This window comes from Streptomyces sp. NWU339 (assembly GCF_003143855.1).
GTDB lineage: Bacteria > Actinomycetota > Actinomycetes > Streptomycetales > Streptomycetaceae > Streptomyces.
The window spans coordinates 402,303-422,237 of the sequence record NZ_QFRK01000001.1 but is presented as its reverse complement, the minus strand read 5'-3'; the positions used below and the strand labels follow the sequence as shown (position 1 = coordinate 422,237).

Sequence of the window (19,935 nt, the reverse complement as noted above, 5' to 3'; positions counted from 1 at the left end):
CCCACGCTCCCCCCTCGTGCTCCCCTGTCCCTTCTGCCTACTTCCCCTGCTCTTCCTGTTCTTCCTGTTCCCCTTCGACCAGCCGAGCCGGGAACCCGCCCGTCGCCACCGGCCCCCACCGCTCCGGGGTGATCCGGATGACCGACTTGCCCTGCTTGACCATGGCCGCCCGGTACTCGTCCCAGTCGGGGTGTTCCCCGGCGATGTTCCGGTAGTACTCCACCAGCGGCTCCACCGACTCGGGCAGGTCCACGACCTCGGCCGTGCCGTCGATCTGCACCCAGGGCCCGTTCCACTCGTCGCTGAGGACGATCAGGCTCACCCGGCTGTCCCTCTTGGCGTTGCGCGTCTTGGCGCGTTCCGGGTAGGTGGAGACCACGATCCGGCCCGAGTCGTCGACCCCGCAGGTCAGCGGGGAGCCCTGGGGGCTGCCGTCGGCCCGCCGGGTCAGCAGGATCGCGCGGTGCCGGGGTCGTACGAAGTCCAGCAACTCGTCGAGCGATACACGGGTGTTCGTCGCGATGTTCGGTGCCATGGGGGCAGCCTAGGTGGACTCGGCGTCCGGAGAACGGCGCGACTCCGGCCCGGAGGCCTCGACCGTCCCCGTCGCCGCCGCGACCGTCGCCGGTACCCGGGCGTCGACCTGTGCCTCGGCGGCCTGGGTCAGCGCGCCCGTGGTCCGCAGCGGGACCTCCTTGATGAACAGGGTCACCAGGAAGGCGAGGAACGCGACCGGGGCGACGTACAGGAAGAGGTCGGCGATGCCGTGTCCGTAGGCGCTCTCCAGCCAGGTGCGGATGCCCGCGGGCAGCAGGTCCATGTCCGGCAGTTCACCGGAGCCGAGCGCCTTGGCGGCACCGGCCTGCTCCTGCGGGCTCAGCGTGCCGATGGTGTCCTCGGCGTAGTGGCTGATCCGGGTCGTCATCACGGAGCCGAGCACCGAGACGCCCACCGCGCCGCCGAGCGACCGGAAGAAGGTGACGACCGAACTGGCGGCCCCGAGGTCGCTCGGGGCGACCTGGTTCTGGGTGCACAGCACCAGGTTCTGCATCATCATGCCGACGCCGAGGCCCATGAGCGCCATGAAGACGCCGATGTGCCAGTACGGGGTGTCGTAGCGCATGGTGCTCAGCAGCCCCAGGCCGGCGGTCAGCAGCGCACCGCCGGAGACCAGCCAGGCCTTCCACTTGCCGGTCCGGGTGATGATCAGACCGGAGGCGGTCGACGACACGAACAGGCCGGCGATCATCGGGATGGTCAGGACGCCCGACATGGTCGGGGACTCGTTCCGCGCCAGCTGGAAGTACTGACTGAAGAAGATGGTGCCGACGAACATCGCGATACCGACGAACAACGAGGCGACCGAGGCCAGCGTGATGGTGCTGTTGCGGAACAGCCGCAGCGGGATGATCGGCTCGGAGGCCTTCGTCTCGGTGAAGAGGAAGACCAGGGTGAGCAGGAGCGCGCCCCCGAGCATCACGTACGTCTGCCAGGACAGCCAGGCGAACCTGTCGTCCGCGAAGGTGACCCAGATCAGCAGCAGGCTGACGGCCGCGGTGATGAAGAAGGCGCCGGCCCAGTCGACCTTCACCTTGCGCCTGGTCTCCGGCAGATGCAGCGTCTTCTGCAGGACGACCAGGGCGATCAGCGCGAACGGCACACCGACGTACAGGCACCAGCGCCAGCCGAGCCAGGAGGTGTCGGTGATCACGCCGCCGACCAGCGGGCCGCCCACGGTCGCGACCGCGAAGGTCGCGCCCAGGTAGCCGGAGTAACGGCCGCGTTCCCGGGGGGAGATCATCGCGGCCATGATGATCTGGGCCAGCGCGGTCAGCCCGCCGGCGCCCAGCCCCTGGACGACCCTGGCCCCGATCAGCATGCCGGAGTTCTGCGCCATGCCGGCGAACACGGAGCCCAGGAGGAAGACGATCAGGGCCAGCTGGACCAGCGCCTTCTTGCTGACCAGGTCGGCGAGCTTGCCCCACAGGGGGGTGGACGCCGTCATCGACAGCAGTGCGGCCGTCACGACCCAGGTGTAGGCGCTCTGACCGCCGCCGAGGTCGGTGATGATCTCGGGCAGGGCGTTGGAGACGATGGTGGAGGACAGGATCGCGGCGAACATGCCGAGCAGCAGGCCCGACAGTGCCTCCAGGATCTGCCGGTGGGTCATCGGGGCAGTGCTGTTCGTGGAGCCTCCCCCGTGCTTGGCATGAGCTCGCACACCGGTCGGTGTGGTCGTTGCCATGGGCTTCCTTCTCTTAAGTGTGTGCGGGCGTGTACGTGCTCTCCGCGGGGCTGGGCGGCGGCGTCGCGCGGGGCGTGGGACGGCAGTCGCCGAAGCTGTCCCTGAGCCGGGCCATGAGCTGGGTGAGCTGCCCGATCTCCTCGTCGGACCAGTCGTCCAGGCGCTCGGCGAGCAGGTGCGTGGTCCGCCGGAACAGCTCGCCGAGCCGGGCGTGGCCCGCCGGGGTGACGCGCAGGATGCGGGAGCGCTTGTCGGCCGGGTCGGGGGAGCGCTCGATCCACCCGCGCTCGGCCAGATGGGCGACGTGGCGGCTGGTGACCGACAGGTCGAGGACGAGCAGCTCGGCGAGCCTGCTCATGTGCATGTCGCCGTGGCGGCCGAGTGCCGTCAACACGGCGGCGGAGCCGCTGTGACAGTCGGCCGGCATGTTCCGGCGGAGCTCCCGCTTCACCGCGCTGAAAGCGCTGAGCTGCCGTACGAGCTCCTCGTACTGAGCCTGCTCGGCCATCACACCTCCCATTTGTTGCTTAGGGCAACGATAGAAGTCGATGGTTGCCACAGACAAGCAAAAAGGGGTGCGGGCGCCTTAAAACTTGGCAAAGGCAAGTATTGCGAATCGTAAACCCGCAGGTGAGTCCCCCGGCGTCGCGTGCTCAGGGCCGGATGTCCCGCGCCCGAGGACGGCCCGACCGATGGTGGAGGCGGTCAGGCGCGTTACGCACGCCCCCACTTGGGGCTCGCGTCGGCAATTCGCTAGTGTCTCGGGCCATGGCTAACTCCCAGGCCCCCCAGGGCAACCACGACCCCGCCGGCAGCACTCAGATGTTCCGCGCGTTCGTCGACGACGCCCCTCAGGGGCAGCAGGCCGCCGCGACGAGCGGTGGCGGTCCGCGTATCGGCCTGATCATCGGTGTCGTCGTCGCCGTGGCGATCGTCGCGGCGGTGGCCTGGCTGGCGCTGGCCTGACGACCGGACGCGCGAAGGCCGCCGTCACGCCCACGAGGGGCGTTCCGGCGGCCGGAGGTCCGCGTCCCGGAACTTGAGGTTCCGGGACGGGGTTCCCGGGGCGGAGCGGCGGCAGTCGCCGACGCTCCGCCGACCGGTGGCTCAGCCGTGCTCAGTCCGAGATGAGGCCCTCACGCAGCTGGGCCAGGGTCCGGGTGAGCAGCCGGGAGACGTGCATCTGGGAGATGCCGACCTCCTCGCCGATCTGTGACTGGGTCATGTTGGCGAAGAACCGCAGCATGATGATCCGCCGCTCGCGGGGCGGCAGCTTGGCGAGCAGCGGCTTGAGCGACTCCCGGTACTCCACGCCCTCCAGTGCCGTGTCCTCGTAGCCGAGGCGGTCCGCGAGGGAGCCCTCGCCGCCGTCGTCCTCGGGGGCTGGGGAGTCCAGCGAGGACGCCGTGTACGCGTTGCCGACCGCGAGTCCGTCGACGACGTCCTCCTCCGACACGCCCAGCACCGCGGCGAGTTCGGGAACCGTCGGGGAGCGGTCGAGTTTCTGGGAGAGCTCGTCGCCGGCCTTCGTGAGCGCCAGGCGCAGCTCCTGCAGCCGGCGCGGCACCCGCACCGACCACGACGTGTCGCGGAAGAACCGCTTGATCTCGCCGACCACCGTCGGCATCGCGAACGTCGGGAACTCCACGCCCCGTTCGCAGTCGAAGCGGTCGATCGCCTTGATCAGCCCGATGGTGCCGACCTGGACGATGTCCTCCATCGGCTCGTTGCGCGAGCGGAAGCGCGCCGCGGCGTACCGCACCAGCGGGAGGTTGAGTTCGATCAGGGTGTCCCGGACATAGCCGCGCTCCGGGCTGTCCTCGTCGAGTGCGGCGAGCCGCAGGAACAGGGAGCGGGACAGGGTGCGGGTGTCGATGGCCGCCGTGTCCGGAAGCTCTGGAGCGGGCGCGGCCGCGAGGGCCGGGACGTCATCGATGGGGCCGAGTGCGTCGAGAGCATTGGGAGCTGTCTCGCTCTCCGCGAGCGTGAGCACCTTCGAGCTGCCCTGGTCTGCGGACATGCCACCCCCTTTGGGTCGCGGGACGGTCGGGGCGAACGTTCCCGTCCGAGGAACGCAGCCCTCACCTGAATACCGGAGCCGGAGCCTCGGCAAACGCGCTTCCCGCAGAATGTCACATGTCGGCAACGCGCTGTAGTGACATGTCGACATCCGAGTGACGAATCAGCCCTGGAAACAAGGGAACTGGCGGTGTTTCAGCCCAGAAGCGCCAAGATGGGCACTAGTGAGCGATTGCCCCTTTCGGGTTACGCGTCGATCCTGTTCGCGGACCGCAGCCGCTGAAAGCTGCGCGCGAGCAGCCGGGACACGTGCATCTGCGAGACGCCGAGTTCCACACTGATCTGCGACTGGGTGAGATTGCTGTAGTACCGCAGCAGCAGGATCCGCTGCTCCCGCTCGGGAAGTTGGACGAGCAGGTGCCGGACGAGGTCGCGGTGCTCGACGCCGTCCAGTGCCGGATCCTCGTAACCGAGCCGGTCCAGCAGGCCGGGGGGCCCGTCGCCCTCCTGTGCGGCCTCGAGGGAGGCGGCGTGGTACGACCGCCCGGCCTCGATGCAGGAGAGTACGTCCTCCTCGCTGATGCGCAGCCGTTCGGCGATCTCGGCGGTCGTCGGGGAGCGTCCGAAGGCGGTCGTGAGGTCCTCGGTGGCGCTGTTGACCTGCACCCACAACTCGTGCAGCCGGCGCGGTACGTGGACGGTGCGGACGTTGTCGCGGAAGTACCGTTTGATCTCGCCGATCACCGTGGGCATCGCGAACGTCGGGAACTGCACGCCCCGCTCCGGGTCGAAGCGGTCGATGGCGTTGATGAGCCCGATGGTGCCGACCTGGACCACGTCCTCCATCGGCTCGTTGCGGGAGCGGAAGCGGGCGGCGGCGTAGCGCACGAGCGGCAGGTTGGCCTCGATGAGCGCCGTGCGCACCCGGGTGTGCTCCGGCGTGCCCGGCTCGAGATCCTTGAACTGGGTGAACAGCACCTGGGTCAGGGCCCGGGTGTCGGCGCCGCGACGCTTGGCCGGTGACGGGGCGGGCTTCGGGGCCGGTGGCTGTTCGGCCGTCGGCGGAGGTGTGGGCGGGGGCGCGGAGGACTGCGTCGAGGGGTGAGCCGGGGTCGGGTCCGGGGCTGGGGTCGGGTCCGGGGCGGTCGGGTCCGGGGCGGTCGAGTCCGGGGACTGAGCCGGAGCCGGGGTCAGGGCGGACACCTGGTCCTGGGGCGGCGCAGTATTGGCCGACACGGTCAACGCCACCTCTTCATCGGTCGACTCATCCGTCAAAAGCGGTCATAGCATCACAAGACATGCTCAGTATGTGCAAGCACCGCATATTCCGTGTTGAGGGGCGGTTCATTCCTAATGATGCGCAAAAGCCCTCCACTGTCATGGTGGAGGGCTTCCGGGGCGGAGGCTCAGAACTCGTAGTCGGCGATCACCCACGTGGCGAACTCGCGCCACAGCCCGACACCCGCCTGGTGCCTGGGGTGCTCCACGTACCGGCGCAGCGCGTCGGCGTCCTCGAACGCCGAGTTGATGACGAAGTCGTAGGCGATGGGCCGGTCGCTGATGTTCCAGGCGCACTCCCAGGAACGGATCTCCGGGATCTCGCCGTCGAGCGAACGGAACGCCTCCACGCCCCGCACGACGCGCGGATCGTCGCGCTCGACACCCTCGTTCAGCCTGAAGAGGACCAGATGGCGGATCATCAGCCTCCTCCGTTCGCGAGCCAGGTCATGAAGTCGCCGACGGCGTTCGCGGCGTCGGAGATGCCCTCGAACACTATCTGGACGTAGCCGGTCGCCTTGAGGGGATCCGTGATGATCACATACAGCGCGAAGACCACGAGGACATAAACGGCGACCTTCTTCGCGTTCACCGCCATCGCGGCCCTCCCCTGTCACTGTGGTGCACCGGCGTCACCCGTACGTGCCGGGCGGGCCCATGATCGCACGAAGGGCCCCGTCTGCCGACGAGGCCCTTCAAGAGCGGTAGCGGTGGGATTTGAACCCACGGTGACTTGCGCCACACTCGCTTTCGAGGCGAGCTCCTTCGGCCGCTCGGACACGCTACCGAGGGAGACCTTACAGCAAGGGGCGCGATGGTTTGAAATCGGTATTCAGCGGTTCCGGAAGAACGCCGTGAGCAGATCGGCGCACTCCTCGGCGAGCACTCCCTCGACGACTTCCGGCCGGTGGTTGAGTCGCCGGTCGCGGACGACGTCCCAGAGGGAGCCGACCGCGCCGGCCTTCTCGTCCCGGGCGCCGTAGACGACCCGGTCCACCCGCGACTGCTGGATCGCGCCCGCGCACATCGTGCACGGTTCCAGCGTCACCACGAGGGTGCAGCCGGCCAGCCGCCATTCCCCCAGCTTCGCGGCGGCCCGCCTCAGGGCGAGCAGTTCCGCGTGGGCCGTGGGGTCGGGACCGGCCTCGCGTTCGTTGTGCCCGGAGGCCAGCACGGTGCTGCCGTCCGGGGCCAGCACGACCGCGCCGACGGGTACGTCCCCGCCCCGGACGGCCAGTTCGGCCTCGTCCAGGGCGAGCCGCATCGCGGCCCGCCAGGGGTCGCGCACCGGGTCGGGCGGATGGGTGTTCCCGGTCAGCGGACGGTCTCCAGGACCTCCGAGGCGCCCAGGACCTCGGCGATCTCGCCGAGCGCGTCTCCGGACAGCGAACGCAGTTCCTTCTCGCTCACGCCCAGGTCGTCCAGGACCCGGGCGTCGCCGACCGGCCCGTGCGGCACGGACTCGCCGGAGCCGGCGCCCGCGACGACCTCGTCGGCGCCGTCGTCGTCCGGTTCACCGTCCTCCGTGCCGTCGAGGTCGAGGGCGTCCAGGTCGGTGCCGTCGTCCCCGGGCTCCCGGCCGAGCAGTTCGTCGGTGAGCAGGATCTCGCCGTAACTGCTGCGGGCGGCGGCCGCGGCGTCGGACACGTAGATACGAGGGTCCTCCTCGCCGTCCACGCGGACGACGCCGAACCAGCCGTCCTCCTGCTCGATCAGTACGAGCACCGTGTCCTCGTCGGGTGCGGCCTCCCGGGCCAGGTCGGCCAGATCCGACAGGGTCTCCACATCGTCGAGTTCCGTGTCGCTCGCTTCCCACCCGTCTTCGGTGCGCGCGAGCAGTGCGGCGAAGTACACCGTGACTCTCCCACTGGTCTTAGGTGTGCCGGTCGGGGGTCCCCCCGGCGGAGGTTGCGGACGGGGAGTGCTCTTCGAGCCCCGCCCCCGCCCACTCGGAATCGTGGCAGAAACAAGGCCGTCAGGGGATGTCTTCGGTCCCCTGTGTCCGGCAGTTTTGCACCCACGCCGCCGGTGTTCCCGTAGGGGACCCGTCGGCGCGCTCGCCCTCGCCATACGCGGATCGTACGCGGCTCTGCCCGTCCAGCCCGTAGGGCCACTGCGGCAAACACCCGCATGCGTCGTGAGCTTCCCGCGCCCGGCTCACCCTTTCGGCGCCGCCCCCACCGGGGGCCCGGCGGGGGACTCCTCGCGGGGCCCTACCAGCGGAAGGTCCGCATGCGCATCGCGTGCCGCAGCCGGGCCGCCTTGGCGCGGCGCGGCTGGACCCGGTTGCGCAGTTCCCTGGCCTCGGCGAGTTCGCGCAGGAACCGGGCACGGCGCTGCCGCCGCTCGGCCTCCGTCTCGTCCGCCCCGGGCGGGCCGGTCATACCGGGTACGCCGGACACGCCGGATGCGTAGGACGCCTCCGATGCGTCGGACTCGCCGGAAGTGCCGGGCGTGCCGCCGGGTGCTCCGCGTCTTCCACGTGCTCCGGGTGCACCGGGTGCTCCTGGTATGCCGCGTATTCCGCGTATGCCGCGTATTTCGCGTATGCCGCGCATGTCACGTATCTCGCGTGCTCCGGATGTCCCGCGTGTCGACGGCTCGTCTCGGGAATCCCGTTCAGGCATTGCTTCATCACCCCAGTCCGTCCCTCCCACTTTCCCCCGGACAGGCGGTTTGACGCCAGCGAAGGAGTGGTCGCGGGCCGAAGAGCTTGCCACCCACGGGGGAGCAGGGCCCGGCTCGGCCCGGTTAATGTGGGGACATGCGTCTCCACGTCGTCGACCACCCCCTGGTCGCACACAAGCTCACCACGCTGCGCGACCGGCGCACCGACTCCGCGACCTTCCGTCGCCTCGCCGACGAGCTGGTCACCCTGCTCGCCTACGAGGCCACGCGTGACGTGCGCACCGAACAGGTCGACATCCGGACGCCGGTGGAGCCGACCACGGGTGTCAAGCTGTCCCACCCGCGCCCGCTGGTGGTACCGATCCTGCGGGCCGGTCTCGGCATGCTGGACGGCATGGTCCGGCTGCTGCCGACCGCCGAGGTGGGTTTCCTCGGCATGATCCGCGACGAGGAGACGTTGCAGGCGGCGACGTACGCCACCCGGATGCCGGAGGACCTGTCCGGCCGCCAGGTGTACGTCCTGGACCCGATGCTCGCCACCGGCGGCACGCTGGTCGCCGCGATCCAGGAGCTGATCAAGCGGGGCGCGGACGACGTGACCGCCGTGGTGCTGCTGGCCGCGCCGGAGGGCGTCGAGGTCATGGAGCGCGAGCTGGCCGGCACCCCGGTGACCGTCGTGACCGCGTCGGTCGACGAGCGCCTCAACGAGCACGGCTACATCGTGCCGGGCCTCGGCGACGCGGGGGACCGGATGTACGGGGCGGCCGAATAGCCGAACAGGGCCGAGTGGCAGCCCGGTAGTGCGCGTGGACCCTCGTCCGGTGCGCGCGTGGGTCCCTGTCCCGCGGCCGTCCGGGTGCCGTGCTCCCGTGCGGCCGCCGCGGCTTCAGCAGCTCTTCTTCGCGGTGGGCGCCGGCTTGGGGGCGGTCAGTGCGGTCAGGGCCCGGTCGGCGTCCGCTTTCGCCGTCAGCCGGGTGAAGCCGTCGCCGATGATGAGGTCGAGCTCGCCGCCCTTGCGGGAGGCCTCGGTACGGCGTTCGGCGTCGGCGAGCTGAGCGCCGAGCACCGGCAGCGAGGACTTGAGCGCGGACGTGGGCCCGAGCAGCACACCGGTGCCCTTGACCTTCTTGTCGTACTCCTCGGTCGCGTTGCCGACGTCGCCGATCTTGAAGCCGCGCTTCTCCAGCTCGTCGGCGGTCTTCTGGGCCAGGCCGCTGCGGGTCGTGGCGTTGAGGACGTTGACCGTGATCCGGCCGGGTTCGGGGAGCGCGGCGCTGCGGGCGGGACTGGGGCTCGGCGAGGGGCTCGCCTTGGGGGCACAGCCCGCCTTGACGCCGACCGCGGAGGCGGGGTTCTTGTCGCCGGTGAAGACGTCGAAGAGCTGCAGCGTGCCCCAGCCGGCCACGCCGAGCACCGCGAGGGACGCGGTGGCCAGGGCGACGAGCCTGCCGCGGCGACGGGGTCGGCGCATCCGCGGGTACTTGTCACCCCGGATCCGGTACTGGCCGCCCATGCCGGGAGGAGTCAGCATGCTCATGGGCGCAGCGTAGTGCGCTCCGCCGGTAATGCCTACTAGATGATCATCGGATGCCACGCAGTCCAACCCGAAAGGGCCAAAGCGGGCTCGGTCAGGTTTCGCCCGGGGCCGCGGGCGGGTCGACCGGGGGAAGCCGAAGGTGCCCGGCGGCACGCCGAGGGCTCCTGGGCCGGGGTCGGTTCCGCGCGGACGTGCCGGCGGCTGGGGTCCCCCCGGACGGAGTCCGGGGGAGGGTCAGGTCAGCTCGAGGACGCGGGCGTGCAGCACCTGGCGCTGCTGGAGCGCCGCCCGCACCGCGCGGTGCAGGCCGTCCTCCAGATAGAGATCGCCCTGCCACTTCACGACGTGCGCGAAGAGGTCGCCGTAGAAGGTCGAGTCCTCGGCGAGGAGGGTCTCGAGGTCGAGTTGCTGCTTCGTCGTGACGAGCTGATCGAGGCGGACCGGGCGCGGCGCGACGTCCGCCCACTGCCGGGTGCTTTCCCGGCCGTGGTCGGGGTGCGGCCGGCCGTTTCCGATGCGCTTGAAGATCACACGGAAAGCCTACCGGTCAAGACGTTCCGGGCGCAGCCTCACGGCTCGGACACGTGGGCAAGTCCGGGCGAGTCGTGGTCGATTTCCGTCAAAGGGGGTGGGTGTGGCCGGGTTGCCGACGCATTCCTCCCGTGGACGATCTCCCGAGCGGCCCATCACCTGGGGCAGGACACGTGGCTGACGCCGTGACCACTTCGCGGTCGCCTTCGCGTACCCCGTGGCCCTGCCGACCCCGCCCCATCGCGTACTCACCCTTCGCGTACGATTCCGCCCACGGCTTACTTAGGGGAGCCTAACCTAAAGGAACGGGGGCACAGTGGCCGGTGAGATCTTTCGGGACGACTGGGGAATTCCGCATCTGCGCGCGGACGACGCGATCGAACTCGCCCGTCTCCAGGGCCGGGTCACCGCCCTCGACCGCGCCTGGCAACTGGAGGTCGAGCGGCACAGGGCGCAGGGCACCTCGGCGTCCTTCCTCGGCCCCGAGGCCCTCCCCTGGGACCGCTTCGCCCGCCGCGCCCGCCTGGCCGACACGGCCCGCCGCTGCTTCGCCGAGCTGGAACGACGGGGACGACGGGGACGACAGGGACGACGGGATGCAGAGACGGCGCACTGGCTACGGGCGTACGTGGCGGGCGTCAACGAGGGGCTGGCTTCCGCCACCGCCCCCGAGTTCGCTCGCACCGGCCTCACGCCCGGCCGCTGGGAGCCCTGGACACCGCTCGCGGTCTGGATCGCCACGCACATCCTGTTCGCCGGCTTCCCCGCGAAGCTCTGGCGCGAGCGGGTCGCCGAGCACCTCGGCGCGGACGCCGTCGGGCTGTTCGCCGCCGACGGCCCCAACAGCTCCGGCAGCAACGGCTGGCTGGTCGCCGGGGAGCGGACGGTGACCGGGCGGGCCGTCATCGCGGGGGACCCGCACCGCTTCATCGAGGACCCCGGCGTCTACCAGCAGATCCACCTGTCCTGTTCGGAGTTCGACGTCGTCGGCCTCGCCGTGCCCGGTGTCCCCGGCATCGCCCACTTCGGTCACACCGGCACGGTCGCCTGGGCGATCACCAACGCCATGGCCGACTACCAGGACCTCTACCGGGAGCAACTCCGGCGCACCGGCGCAGGCGTGGAGGCGCTCGGTCCGGACGGGGTCTGGCGGCGGGCCGCCCGGCACACCGAGACCATCGAGGTCGCCGGTGAGGAACCGGTCGGGGTCGAGGTGATCGAGACCGACCGCGGGCCGGTGGTCATCGGTGGCCCCGAGGGCCTCGACGACGGCGTGCCCGAGCCCGGCGTGCCCCCGGTCGCTCTCGCCCTGCGCTACCCGCCGCGCGTCACCGGGGACCTGGGCTTCGGTGCCCTGCTGCCGTTGCTGCGGGCCCGCCGGGTCGCCGACGTGGACCGGGCCGTCGACCTGTGGGCCGAGCCCGTCAACGTGATCCAGGCCGCCGACACCGAAGGCGGCACGCTGCACCGGGTGGCCGGCCGGGTGCCGGTCCGGGCCGAGGCCAACGGGACCCGTCCGGTGCCCGCGTGGGAGCCGGGCCACGACTGGCAGGGATGGCACGAGCCACCGCGCGCCGGGCTGACCGACGGTGTCGCCGTGATGGCGAACCAGCGCGGCCCGGCCTCCCCCCTCGGGGTCGAGTTCGCACCGCCGCACCGCGCCGACCGCATCGCCGCCCTGCTCGCGCGGAAGGAGCACTGGTCCGCGGCCGACATGCCCGCCCTCCACATGGACACCCACCTCGCCTCCGCCACCGCCCTGCTGGACCACCTCGCCGCCCTCGAGGGCCTGACCGGTCCGGCGGCCGGTCTGCGCGACCGGTTGCTGCGCTGGGACCGGCGCATGGACGCGGACAGCGCCGACGCGGCTGTCTTCGCCGCGGTGCGCGGCGCGGTCGTACGGCGGCTCGCGGAGCACCCCGCGTTCGCCGCACTGACCACGTCCCCGGCCTGGCCGGAGGTTTTCCTGCCCTGGCTGGCGCTGCTCCCGCGCATCGGCTTCGCGCTCGAACACCTCCTCACCGCAGAGGAGTTGTACGGCATCGACCGCCCGGCCGCGGTCCGCGCGGCACTGGAGGAGGTGGCCGTCCGGCCGCCTGCCGGCACCTGGGGCGACACCCACCGGTCGGCGCCCTGGCGGGCGTTGCCGCCCACGACGCCGTACGACGAACCCGGTCTGTCGGGCGACCACGACTGCGTGCTGTGCACCTCCTCCGTGCCCGGCCTCACCGACCTCGCGGCACGCGGCCCGGCCGCCCGGTACGTCTGGGACCTGGCCCGCCGTGAGGACAGCCGCTGGGTGGTGCCGCTCGGCGCCTCGGGCGTCCCCGGATCACCCCATCACCGAGACCAACTGGCCCTGTGGCTCACGGGAGATCTCGTCCCGGTCGTCACCGACTGGGCGCGGTTGCGGAAGGAGACCGATGTCTGACCCGTACGACTCCCGCGCGGCCGTCCACGAGCAGGTGGTCGACGGTTTCGGCTCCCTGCGCGTCCTGCCGCTCGCCCCGTCGGCCGACGCGCCCCTGCTGCACCGCTGGGTGAGCGGGGAACGCGCCGTCTTCTGGGGCATGAACGGCCTCACCGAGCGGCAAGTGGCCGAGATCTACGCCCACATGGACACGCTCGACACCCACCACGCGTACCTCCTCGTCAAGGACGGTGAGCCGGCCGCCCTGTTCCAGACCTACGAACCGGAGGCCGACCGGGTCGGTGAGTGCTACCCCGTCGAACCCGGCGACATCGGCCTCCATCTGCTGCTCGCGCCCGCCGCACCGGGCGGCGCGCGCCCCGGGTGGACGGCCGCGCTGATCGCCGGCGTCGTCACGTTCGTGCTGCTGGGCCTGGACCGCGAGCGCGTGGTGGTCGACCCGGACGTGGCCAACGAGAAGGCGATCGCCCGCTTCCTGCGGCAGGGCTTCACGGCCGGCCCCGCGGTCGTCCTGCCCGAGATCGACTTGCCGGACGTGTACCTGCCGGAGAAGAGGGCCCGACTCGCCTTCTTCACCCGGGAGGCGGCCCTCGGCGGGTGACGGCTTTGCCCGTGCCGCCGTGGCTCCCCGGGGAAGCCGTGGTTTCCCCGGGGGAGGTGAGTGTTTTGCGCCCCCCGTCCGTACTCAGCCTGAAGCCGGATTGCCGAAAGGCGGGGAACAAGGTGCAGCGACGGGGCAGCCGGGCGGTGGGCGATGGCGGACGCGACGCAGGAACGGGCCGCGGAACCCGGCGACTTCAAGGGCTGGTGCTGCTGGGCACCGTGCTGGTGCTGCTCCTCCTCGGCAGCGCCGGACCGGCGAGCGCGCACGCGGCCGTCCGCGAGGCCGTCCCCGAGGACGGAAGCGTCGTCAAGTCCGCCCCGCAGCACGTCACCCTGACCTTCACGGAGTCCGTCGCCCTGCTCGACGACTCGTTCCGCGTCTACAGCCCCGACAACCACCGGGTGAAGCTGGGCGAGCCGCGGCACGCCGACGGCAGGTCCGACACCGCGCGTGTCGACCTGCCCGACGGGCTCGACGACGGCACCTACACGGTCGCCTGGCGGGTGGTCTCCGCGGACAGCCACCCCGTCTCCGGTGCCTTCACGTTCTCCATCGGCAAGCCCTCGCCCGCCGCGCCCGCCGCACCCGAGGCCCCGACGGAGCACCCGGTCACCTCGAGCCTCTACAACACCGGCCGCTACCTCGCGTACGTCGCCGCCGCCCTGCTCATCGGCACGGTGGCGTTCGCGGCCCTGTGCCGCCCGCCGGACACCGCCCCGCTGCGGATGCCGCTGGTCACGGGCTGGTGGACGCTGCTGACGGCCACTTTGGTCCTCCTCGTCCTGCGGGCCCCGTACGAGAAGGGCACGTCGCCCGCGACGGCGTTCGACCTCTCGGCCTTCACCGGCATCCTCACCGGGCGGCCGGGCATCGCCATGCTGGCCCGGGTGGCGCTGCTGGTGCTCACGGCGGCCGTCCTCCTGTGGCTGCCCCGCCTCACCCGCCGCCGTGAGCCGGACGCCGGCGACCGGACACCGCCCGCCCAGCTCGCCGTGGGCGGCGTCCTGGCCGTCGCGCTGGCGTTGACCTGGGCGGCCGCCGAACACGCCTCGGCCGGTATCCAGGTCCCGCTGGCGATGGCGTCGTCCGTGCTGCACCTGCTGGCGATGGCCTGCTGGCTCGGCGGCCTCGTGGCCCTGCTCACCACCCTGTTCCGCGCCGGGGCCCCGCTGCCCGTCGCCACGGTCATCCGCTTCTCCCGCCTCGCCTTCCTCTCCGTGACGGTGCTGGTCGTCACCGGCGTCTACCAGTCCTGGCGGGGTCTCGGCTCCTGGACGGCGCTCGGGGACTCGGCGTACGGGAGGGTCCTGACCGCCAAGCTCGTGATGACGGTCGTACTGCTCCTGGCGGCGGCCCTGTCCCGCCGCTGGACCACCCGCCTGGCGACGGCCGCGGCGCCGGCGACGGAGACGGCGCCGGCGACGGACGCGGCGGACGGGGAGACGGCGGAGGCACCGGCACCGGCAGCGGTTGCGATTGCGGTTGCGGAGAAGGCACCGTCGGCGACGCGGCAACGGGTCCCGGAACTCGTGACCGCCTCCGCCCCGGGCAAGACACCCTCCGCACCTCCCGCACCCCTGCCCCCCGACGCCCGGACGTCACCCGAACCGGACGCCCCCGCTCCCGATGCCCCCGCCCCCGAGGCGTCCGCTCCCGACCGCCATCGGCGAGGTCTGCGCGTCTCCGTCCTGGCGGAAGCGGTCGTGGCGGCCGTGGTGCTGCTGATCACGTCGGTGCTGACCAGCACCCTCCCGGCCCGCGCCGAGGCCGAGGCGGCGGATGCGGCCGAGAGCGCCCCGATCGCCGGACTGCCCGCGGCGACGGTGGTCACCATCCCCTACGCCATCGGCACCCCCGGCGGGAGGGGCAGCGTGCAGATCACCCTGGACCCGGGCCGGGTCGGGGAGAACGGCATCCAGGCGGTGGCGTTCGCCCCCAACGGCGCCCTGGACTCGATCCCGGAGCTCCGCCTGTCCTTCACCCTCGAGGAGAAGGACGTCGGCCCCATCGACGCGGGCCTGACCGACCGCGGCGGCTACTGGGCCACCAGCGATCTCACCCTCCCCCTTCCCGGCACCTGGACGATGAAGGCGACCGTCAGGGTCTCGGACGTGGACCAGGTGACCGAATCCCACCCCATTCGCATCGACCCCTGAGGCGCCCTCACCGGGACCGCACCGGTGCGGGAACGGACCCGCACGGCACCGGCGAGGAGGCCGGGAGTCCCCGGACTTCAGCCCGGGGAGCCGGTCAGAGCTTGCTCATCTTGGCGTACGGGCTCAGGATCCGCTCCCGCGCCGAACCGAAATCCACGAGTGCCGCGATTCCGTCCTCGATGCCGATCACGCGGCCGAGACCGTACATGTCGTGTGTGACCTGGTCACCCACCGCGAAGTGCTTGGGAGGCGGCGCGACCGGGGCCTTGAAGGGGCTGGTGGGCAGAATGCGCTTCGGTGCAGCTGGCTTTGTCATCGCCACCAGTATGGGCCTGTGTGCCCGTGGGGGCCCAGGGCGTGATCGTCGAAGGCGCGCACGCATCCGGTGAGCCGGGCGGTCGCACGTGTCCGTATGCGCCCGGCGCCTTGCGACCGCCCCATCGGGCAACGACTCCCTCCGATGCCCGACTGTGGGTCAGTTGTGCACGCAGTCGGCCATTTGTGAACTCTTGAGGAACTCTTCCACAACCTTTCGTCGCATGTATCTGTCTGGTTAGCGCAGAGATGTTCAAGGGTTCATAAGGCTTCATGTAGAGGAGCTCAGAACGTGACCGTGCGTTCCTTTGCCCGGCGGATGAGACCGCGAGTCGAACGAAAAGCCGCCGAAAGGGTGTGGCAGCTGCGCACCATGCGGCGGCGCCGCATGGCAGCGACCACGGACCCGGTGCTCCGCCCGGTGGCGGTGCGCGGCCAGCAGCTCTACGGACGGGTCGTGACGCGGTTCAGCGCCGCCGACGCGGCCGCCGCCAACCTCGACCTGGTCGTCGCCGCGCTGGAGCAGGGAGGCATCCCCTACTTCCTGGTGCCGGCCTCGCGTACGCGCCACACGGTCGGCGTGAACGCCGTCGACCGGGAGCGTCTCCTCACCGCCCTCGAGGCGCAGAACGCGGGGAAGGCGGTGTTCATCGGCAGACCGCTGCCCGGCGCGAAACTCAAGCACCCCGCACTGTTCATGGACGGCGTACTGCCGACCCCCTTGCGTACGGCCCCCATACTGCGGGTCGGGGAGAACCACCTGGGGCCCTCGGGCCAGCTGCTCGCCGGGCCGGAACTCGCCTGCGACATCGAGTTCTGGGAGGACGGGGCACAGCTCCTCGCCTCCGACGACGGGCCTCGCCGACTGGCCAAGGTGCAGCCGCAGGCGTCCGAGGACATCTTCGCCGAGTCCCTCGTCGCACCGCGGAACAACGGCATCACGGACGTACTGCCGGCGTCCGAGCAGAAGCCGGCCACGGTGCGGGTCGGCGACCGGGAGCTGCCGAGCTTCGTCCCGCTCACCCTGCCGACCGTGAACGACGTGACCTTCCCCGTCGACGTCGTCTACACCTGGGTGGACGGCGAGGAGCCGGAGATGAGGGCCAAGCGGGCCCGGTACCAGGAACGCGGCATCGCCGAGATCCTGGACAAGGAGACCAACGCCTCCCGCTACACCAGCCACGACGAGCTGAAGTACTCGCTGCGCTCGCTCGCGATGTACGCCGACTTCGTCCGGCACATCTACATCGTGACCGACGGCCAGAAGCCGCACTGGCTCGACGACCGGGCCCCGGGGATCACGGTCGTCGACCACCGCGACATCTTCCCGCAGGGCGTCCTTCCGGTGTTCAACTCACACGCGATCGAGACGCGGCTGCACCACATCCCGGGCCTGTCGGAGCACTACCTGTACTTCAACGACGACGTGTTCGTCGGTCGCCGGGTCACCGCGGCACAGTTCTTCCACGGCAGCGGTCTGATGAAGATCCCGGTGTCCCCGCTCAAGATAGGCGTCGGCAAGCCGCACGCCGAGGAGACGGCCACCAACTCCGCGAGCAAGAACGTCCGTCGGCTGCTGCTGGAGAAGTTCGGGCGGATGACGACGAACAACTTCATGCACACCCCGCTGCCGCAGCAACGCAAGACGTTGGAGGCGCTCGAGGAGCTCTTCCCGGAGGACATCCGCCGCACCACGGCGTCCCGCTTCCGCTCGCCGCAGGACATCGCCGTGACGGCCCCGCTGCTCTACCAGTACGCGCTGATGACCGGCCGCGGCGTGCCGGGCAAGTACAGCTTCCGGTATGTGAACATCAGCCGCCCGGACGCCGAACGACGCCTGGCCGATCTGCGCCGCAACCGCCGTTTCGACTTCTTCTGCCTCAACGACGTCGACGTGCCGCCCGAGGAGCGGGAGCAGGTCGGTGTCCGGATGAACGAGTTCCTGGAGCACTACTTCCCCTTCGCGAGCCCCTTCGAGAAGCAGAAGTGACGGGGGCCGGGAGCATGCGCGGCACGGACAGCACGGACATCCGTCACCGCCTCGGAGCGCTCGGGGGCGTGCGGGCCGCCCAGGGCTCGCTGGTGCGCCTGAGGCTCTGGCCGTCGACCCGGCTCTGGGCGCTGCGCGCGGCGCGCTCCCGGCGGCGCCTGCGGGCCACCGTCCCCGGGCTGCGCCGGGTCACCTTCGGACCGATGCGGCTGTACGGCCGCACGGTCGCCGACTACACCGCCGCGGACGCCGCCGAAGCCGACCTCGAGCGGGTGTGCGCCCTGCTGGAGGGGCTCGGCGTCCCGTACTTCCTGGTCCCCGCCGACCACGGGCACGGTGCGCCGCGACAGGTCATCGGCGTCGAGGAGACGTACCGCGGAGTGATCCTCTCGCAGGCCGCCCAGCGCTTCGCCGACACCGCCGGGTACGTCGGCACCGTCGGACCGGACGGCGCCGTGACGAAGGCGGCGCTGTGGGCCGACGGGAAGCTGCCGCGGGCGCTGAGGCGGGCCTCGGTGCTCCGCACCGGCACGGTGCGCCTCGGCCCGGGAGGGCAGGTGCTCACCGGCCTCGAAACGGGGTGCGACATCGAGTTCTGGTGCCACGGCCGGGACCTCGCCGCCCCGGGCACGGACCCCTCCTGGCTCACCGTGCCCGGCAGCCGGTTGCCGGACGTCTTCGGCCCGGCACTCGTCGCCCCGCGCCGCAACCCCGTGTCGGAAGTGCTCCCGGTGGCGGCGCAGCGGCCCGCCGCGGTGGCGTGCCGCCACCGCAGCGTGCCGACGTTCGCCCCGTTCGCCGAGCCGGGCATCGACGAGGTGCGCTTCCCCGTCGACGCCGTGTACACCTGGGTCGACGGGGACGACCCGGCGATGGCCGCGAAGCGCCACGCCCATCAGGTGCTCTCCGACGGTGTCATCGCTCCGCGCGAGACCGGCGCCTCCCGCTACACCAGCCACGACGAGCTGAAGTACTCGCTGCGCTCGCTGCGGATGTACGCCGGGTTCGTCCGGCACGTCTACCTCGTGACCGACTCCCAGATCCCCGCCTGGCTGGACCCGGACGCGGAGGGTCTGACCGTGGTCGACCACCGGGACATCCTCCCGGCCGACGCGCTTCCCGTCTTCAACTCGCACGCGATAGAGAGTCGGCTGCATCACATCCCGGGTCTGCCGGAGCACTACCTCTACTTCAACGACGACGTCTTCATCAACCGCCCGGTACGGGCCGAGCACTTCTTCCACGGCAACGGCATCGCCCGGATCCCGCTGTCCCCGCTGAAGCTCGGCGTCGGTGCCCCGCACCCACTGGAGCCGGCCCCGAACTCCGCGGGCAAGAACACCCGCGAGGTGATCAGGCGCTTCCACGGCAGGCACATCACCCACAAGTCGCTGCACACTCCGCATCCCCAGCTGCTGTCGGTCCTGCGGGAGATGGAGAGCCTCGGGATCGAGGAGCTCGAGCGGACCTCCTACTCGCGCTTCCGCTCCACCTCCGACGTCGCCCCGGCGTCCACGCTCCACCACCACTGGGCGATCGCGACCGGCCGGGCCGTCCCGGCCGACTACCGCTTCCGCTACGTGCAACTGGGCGCACCGGACATGAGGCGGCGCCTGGCCCGCCTCGCGGCCGGTGAGGACATCGACTTCTTCTGCCTCAACGACGTGGACACCGCCCCGGCGGACAGGGCGGCGGCCCGGACCGCCATCCGCGCCTTCCTGGAGCGGAAGTACCCGTTCCCGAGCCGCTTCGAAAGAGCGGCCCGGACCACCCCGCGCCCGGTCGCGCCGCTCACGGCGAGTCTCCTGCCGCAGCCGGCGCGGGAGGGGGCCCAGCTGCGCGACTGACGGGCACGGGCGAGGTACCCCGTAGGGAGGGCCCGGAACACGTCGAAGGGCCCCACCGCGAACGGTGGGGCCCTTCGACTTCGTGCCCGGTGAGGCACTGGCGGAGGATACGAGATTCGAACTCGTGAGGGGTTGCCCCCAACACGCTTTCCAAGCGTGCGCCCTAGGCCACTAGGCGAATCCTCCGGCAGGAACATTACATGACCGAGGGGAGTGCTCGCGAACTCGTTCCCTCACCGCGACATGAGGTAGCCTTTGCGCAGCCCCTCACGCGGCGCTATCTGACTGAACTCCCCCAGGGCCGGAAGGCAGCAAGGGTAGGTCGGCTCTGGCGGGTGCGTGGGGGGCGTTCGC

At 71.2% G+C, this 19,935-nt stretch carries 20 protein-coding genes, 2 tRNA genes and 1 other RNA gene; 8 read left to right on the top strand and 15 right to left on the bottom strand.

Annotation, left to right across the window (positions count from 1 at the left end; genetic code table 11):
* Positions 1-37: 37 nt before the first annotated feature.
* Genes DIZ27_RS01970 through DIZ27_RS01960 form a run of 3 tightly spaced genes read right to left on the bottom strand, consistent with a single transcriptional unit; the run spans position 38 to position 2,753 of the window.
* Complete coding sequence (locus tag DIZ27_RS01970) at positions 38-535, bottom strand: PPOX class F420-dependent oxidoreductase (RefSeq protein ID WP_109376477.1); 498 nt, start codon at positions 533-535, stop codon at positions 38-40.
* 9 nt (positions 536-544) lie between these two features.
* Positions 545-2,245, bottom strand: a complete 1,701-nt coding sequence (locus DIZ27_RS01965) for an MDR family MFS transporter (RefSeq protein WP_181383334.1) — start codon at positions 2,243-2,245, stop codon at positions 545-547.
* 13 nt (positions 2,246-2,258) lie between these two features.
* Complete coding sequence (locus DIZ27_RS01960; protein ID WP_109376475.1) at positions 2,259-2,753, bottom strand: MarR family winged helix-turn-helix transcriptional regulator; 495 nt, start codon at positions 2,751-2,753, stop codon at positions 2,259-2,261.
* 260 nt (positions 2,754-3,013) lie between these two features.
* Here DIZ27_RS01960 and DIZ27_RS01955 point away from each other — a divergent pair, with 260 nt between their 5' ends.
* Positions 3,014-3,211 carry a hypothetical protein gene (locus tag DIZ27_RS01955; RefSeq protein WP_109376474.1) on the top strand — a complete coding sequence of 66 codons (198 nt, stop codon included), beginning with the start codon at positions 3,014-3,016 and terminating at the stop codon, positions 3,209-3,211.
* 151 nt (positions 3,212-3,362) lie between these two features.
* On the opposite strand, the gene DIZ27_RS01950 is transcribed toward DIZ27_RS01955, so the two are convergent.
* The 8 genes from DIZ27_RS01950 to DIZ27_RS01915 all read right to left on the bottom strand — a co-directional run bounded on the left by DIZ27_RS01950 (position 3,363) and on the right by DIZ27_RS01915 (position 7,944).
* On the bottom strand, positions 3,363-4,265 hold the full coding sequence (locus DIZ27_RS01950) for an RNA polymerase sigma factor SigF (protein WP_109376473.1): 903 nt from the start codon (positions 4,263-4,265) through the stop codon (positions 3,363-3,365).
* A gap of 245 nt (positions 4,266-4,510) precedes the next feature.
* Positions 4,511-5,500 (bottom strand): RNA polymerase sigma factor SigF, encoded by a 990-nt coding sequence (locus DIZ27_RS01945; protein WP_375231921.1) that lies wholly within the window; start codon positions 5,498-5,500, stop codon positions 4,511-4,513.
* 170 nt (positions 5,501-5,670) lie between these two features.
* Positions 5,671-5,964: a Dabb family protein gene (locus DIZ27_RS01940; protein WP_109376471.1), complete on the bottom strand. Its 294-nt coding sequence runs from the start codon at positions 5,962-5,964 to the stop codon at positions 5,671-5,673.
* The gene (locus tag DIZ27_RS01935) at positions 5,964-6,140 is read right to left on the bottom strand and encodes a hypothetical protein (protein WP_109376470.1); all 177 of its coding nucleotides are present in this window, start codon (positions 6,138-6,140) and stop codon (positions 5,964-5,966) included. The genes DIZ27_RS01940 and DIZ27_RS01935 overlap by 1 nt, the downstream gene beginning before the upstream one ends.
* Before the next feature lie 104 nt (positions 6,141-6,244).
* Positions 6,245-6,329 (bottom strand) — tRNA-Ser (locus DIZ27_RS01930).
* A 45-nt stretch (positions 6,330-6,374) separates the two neighbouring features.
* A complete protein-coding gene (gene tadA / locus DIZ27_RS01925; protein WP_109376666.1) occupies positions 6,375-6,806 on the bottom strand; it encodes a tRNA adenosine(34) deaminase TadA in 432 nt (143 codons plus the stop codon).
* Positions 6,807-6,856: 50 nt separating this feature from the next.
* Positions 6,857-7,396, bottom strand: a complete 540-nt coding sequence (locus DIZ27_RS01920; protein ID WP_109376469.1) for a hypothetical protein — start codon at positions 7,394-7,396, stop codon at positions 6,857-6,859.
* Between the two features lie 359 nt (positions 7,397-7,755).
* Positions 7,756-7,944 (bottom strand): hypothetical protein, encoded by a 189-nt coding sequence (locus DIZ27_RS01915; RefSeq protein WP_109376468.1) that lies wholly within the window; start codon positions 7,942-7,944, stop codon positions 7,756-7,758.
* A gap of 362 nt (positions 7,945-8,306) precedes the next feature.
* On the opposite strand from DIZ27_RS01915, the gene upp reads away from it, so the two are divergent.
* Entirely contained in the window at positions 8,307-8,942 is a 636-nt protein-coding gene (gene upp / locus DIZ27_RS01910) for a uracil phosphoribosyltransferase (RefSeq protein WP_109376467.1), read from the top strand.
* 114 nt (positions 8,943-9,056) lie between these two features.
* Here the strand turns inward: upp and DIZ27_RS01905 are convergent, their stop codons facing one another.
* Together DIZ27_RS01905 and DIZ27_RS01900 are read right to left on the bottom strand one after the other, a co-directional pair.
* Positions 9,057-9,683 carry a LytR C-terminal domain-containing protein gene (locus DIZ27_RS01905; protein ID WP_109376466.1) on the bottom strand — a complete coding sequence of 209 codons (627 nt, stop codon included), beginning with the start codon at positions 9,681-9,683 and terminating at the stop codon, positions 9,057-9,059.
* Between the two features lie 258 nt (positions 9,684-9,941).
* Entirely contained in the window at positions 9,942-10,238 is a 297-nt protein-coding gene (locus DIZ27_RS01900; protein ID WP_109376465.1) for a type II toxin-antitoxin system VapB family antitoxin, read from the bottom strand.
* Positions 10,239-10,554: 316 nt separating this feature from the next.
* Here DIZ27_RS01900 and DIZ27_RS01895 point away from each other — a divergent pair, with 316 nt between their 5' ends.
* The 3 genes from DIZ27_RS01895 (at position 10,555) to DIZ27_RS01885 (ending at position 15,429) form a co-directional block, all read left to right on the top strand.
* Positions 10,555-12,669 (top strand): penicillin acylase family protein, encoded by a 2,115-nt coding sequence (locus DIZ27_RS01895; RefSeq protein ID WP_109376464.1) that lies wholly within the window; start codon positions 10,555-10,557, stop codon positions 12,667-12,669.
* Positions 12,662-13,270: a GNAT family N-acetyltransferase gene (locus DIZ27_RS01890; protein WP_109376463.1), complete on the top strand. Its 609-nt coding sequence runs from the start codon at positions 12,662-12,664 to the stop codon at positions 13,268-13,270. Before DIZ27_RS01895 ends, DIZ27_RS01890 begins: the two co-directional genes overlap by 8 nt.
* 206 nt (positions 13,271-13,476) lie before the next feature.
* Positions 13,477-15,429 carry a copper resistance CopC/CopD family protein gene (locus DIZ27_RS01885; RefSeq protein WP_109376462.1) on the top strand — a complete coding sequence of 651 codons (1,953 nt, stop codon included), beginning with the start codon at positions 13,477-13,479 and terminating at the stop codon, positions 15,427-15,429.
* Between the two features lie 94 nt (positions 15,430-15,523).
* Here DIZ27_RS01885 and DIZ27_RS01880 read toward each other — a convergent pair whose 3' ends face one another.
* Positions 15,524-15,745, bottom strand: a complete 222-nt coding sequence (locus DIZ27_RS01880; RefSeq protein WP_109376461.1) for a hypothetical protein — start codon at positions 15,743-15,745, stop codon at positions 15,524-15,526.
* A gap of 387 nt (positions 15,746-16,132) precedes the next feature.
* On the opposite strand from DIZ27_RS01880, the gene DIZ27_RS01875 reads away from it, so the two are divergent.
* Together DIZ27_RS01875 and DIZ27_RS01870 are read left to right on the top strand one after the other, a co-directional pair.
* Positions 16,133-17,734, top strand: coding sequence for a stealth family protein (locus tag DIZ27_RS01875; protein ID WP_258308189.1), 1,602 nt, complete (start codon positions 16,133-16,135; stop codon positions 17,732-17,734).
* Between the two features lie 14 nt (positions 17,735-17,748).
* A complete protein-coding gene (locus tag DIZ27_RS01870) occupies positions 17,749-19,581 on the top strand; it encodes a stealth conserved region 3 domain-containing protein (RefSeq protein WP_109376459.1) in 1,833 nt (610 codons plus the stop codon).
* A gap of 98 nt (positions 19,582-19,679) precedes the next feature.
* On the opposite strand, the gene DIZ27_RS01865 is transcribed toward DIZ27_RS01870, so the two are convergent.
* Positions 19,680-19,767: transfer RNA gene (locus DIZ27_RS01865), tRNA-Ser, on the bottom strand.
* A 73-nt stretch (positions 19,768-19,840) separates the two neighbouring features.
* Here DIZ27_RS01865 and ffs point away from each other — a divergent pair.
* Positions 19,841-19,935, top strand: an RNA gene (ffs, locus tag DIZ27_RS01860) — signal recognition particle sRNA small type.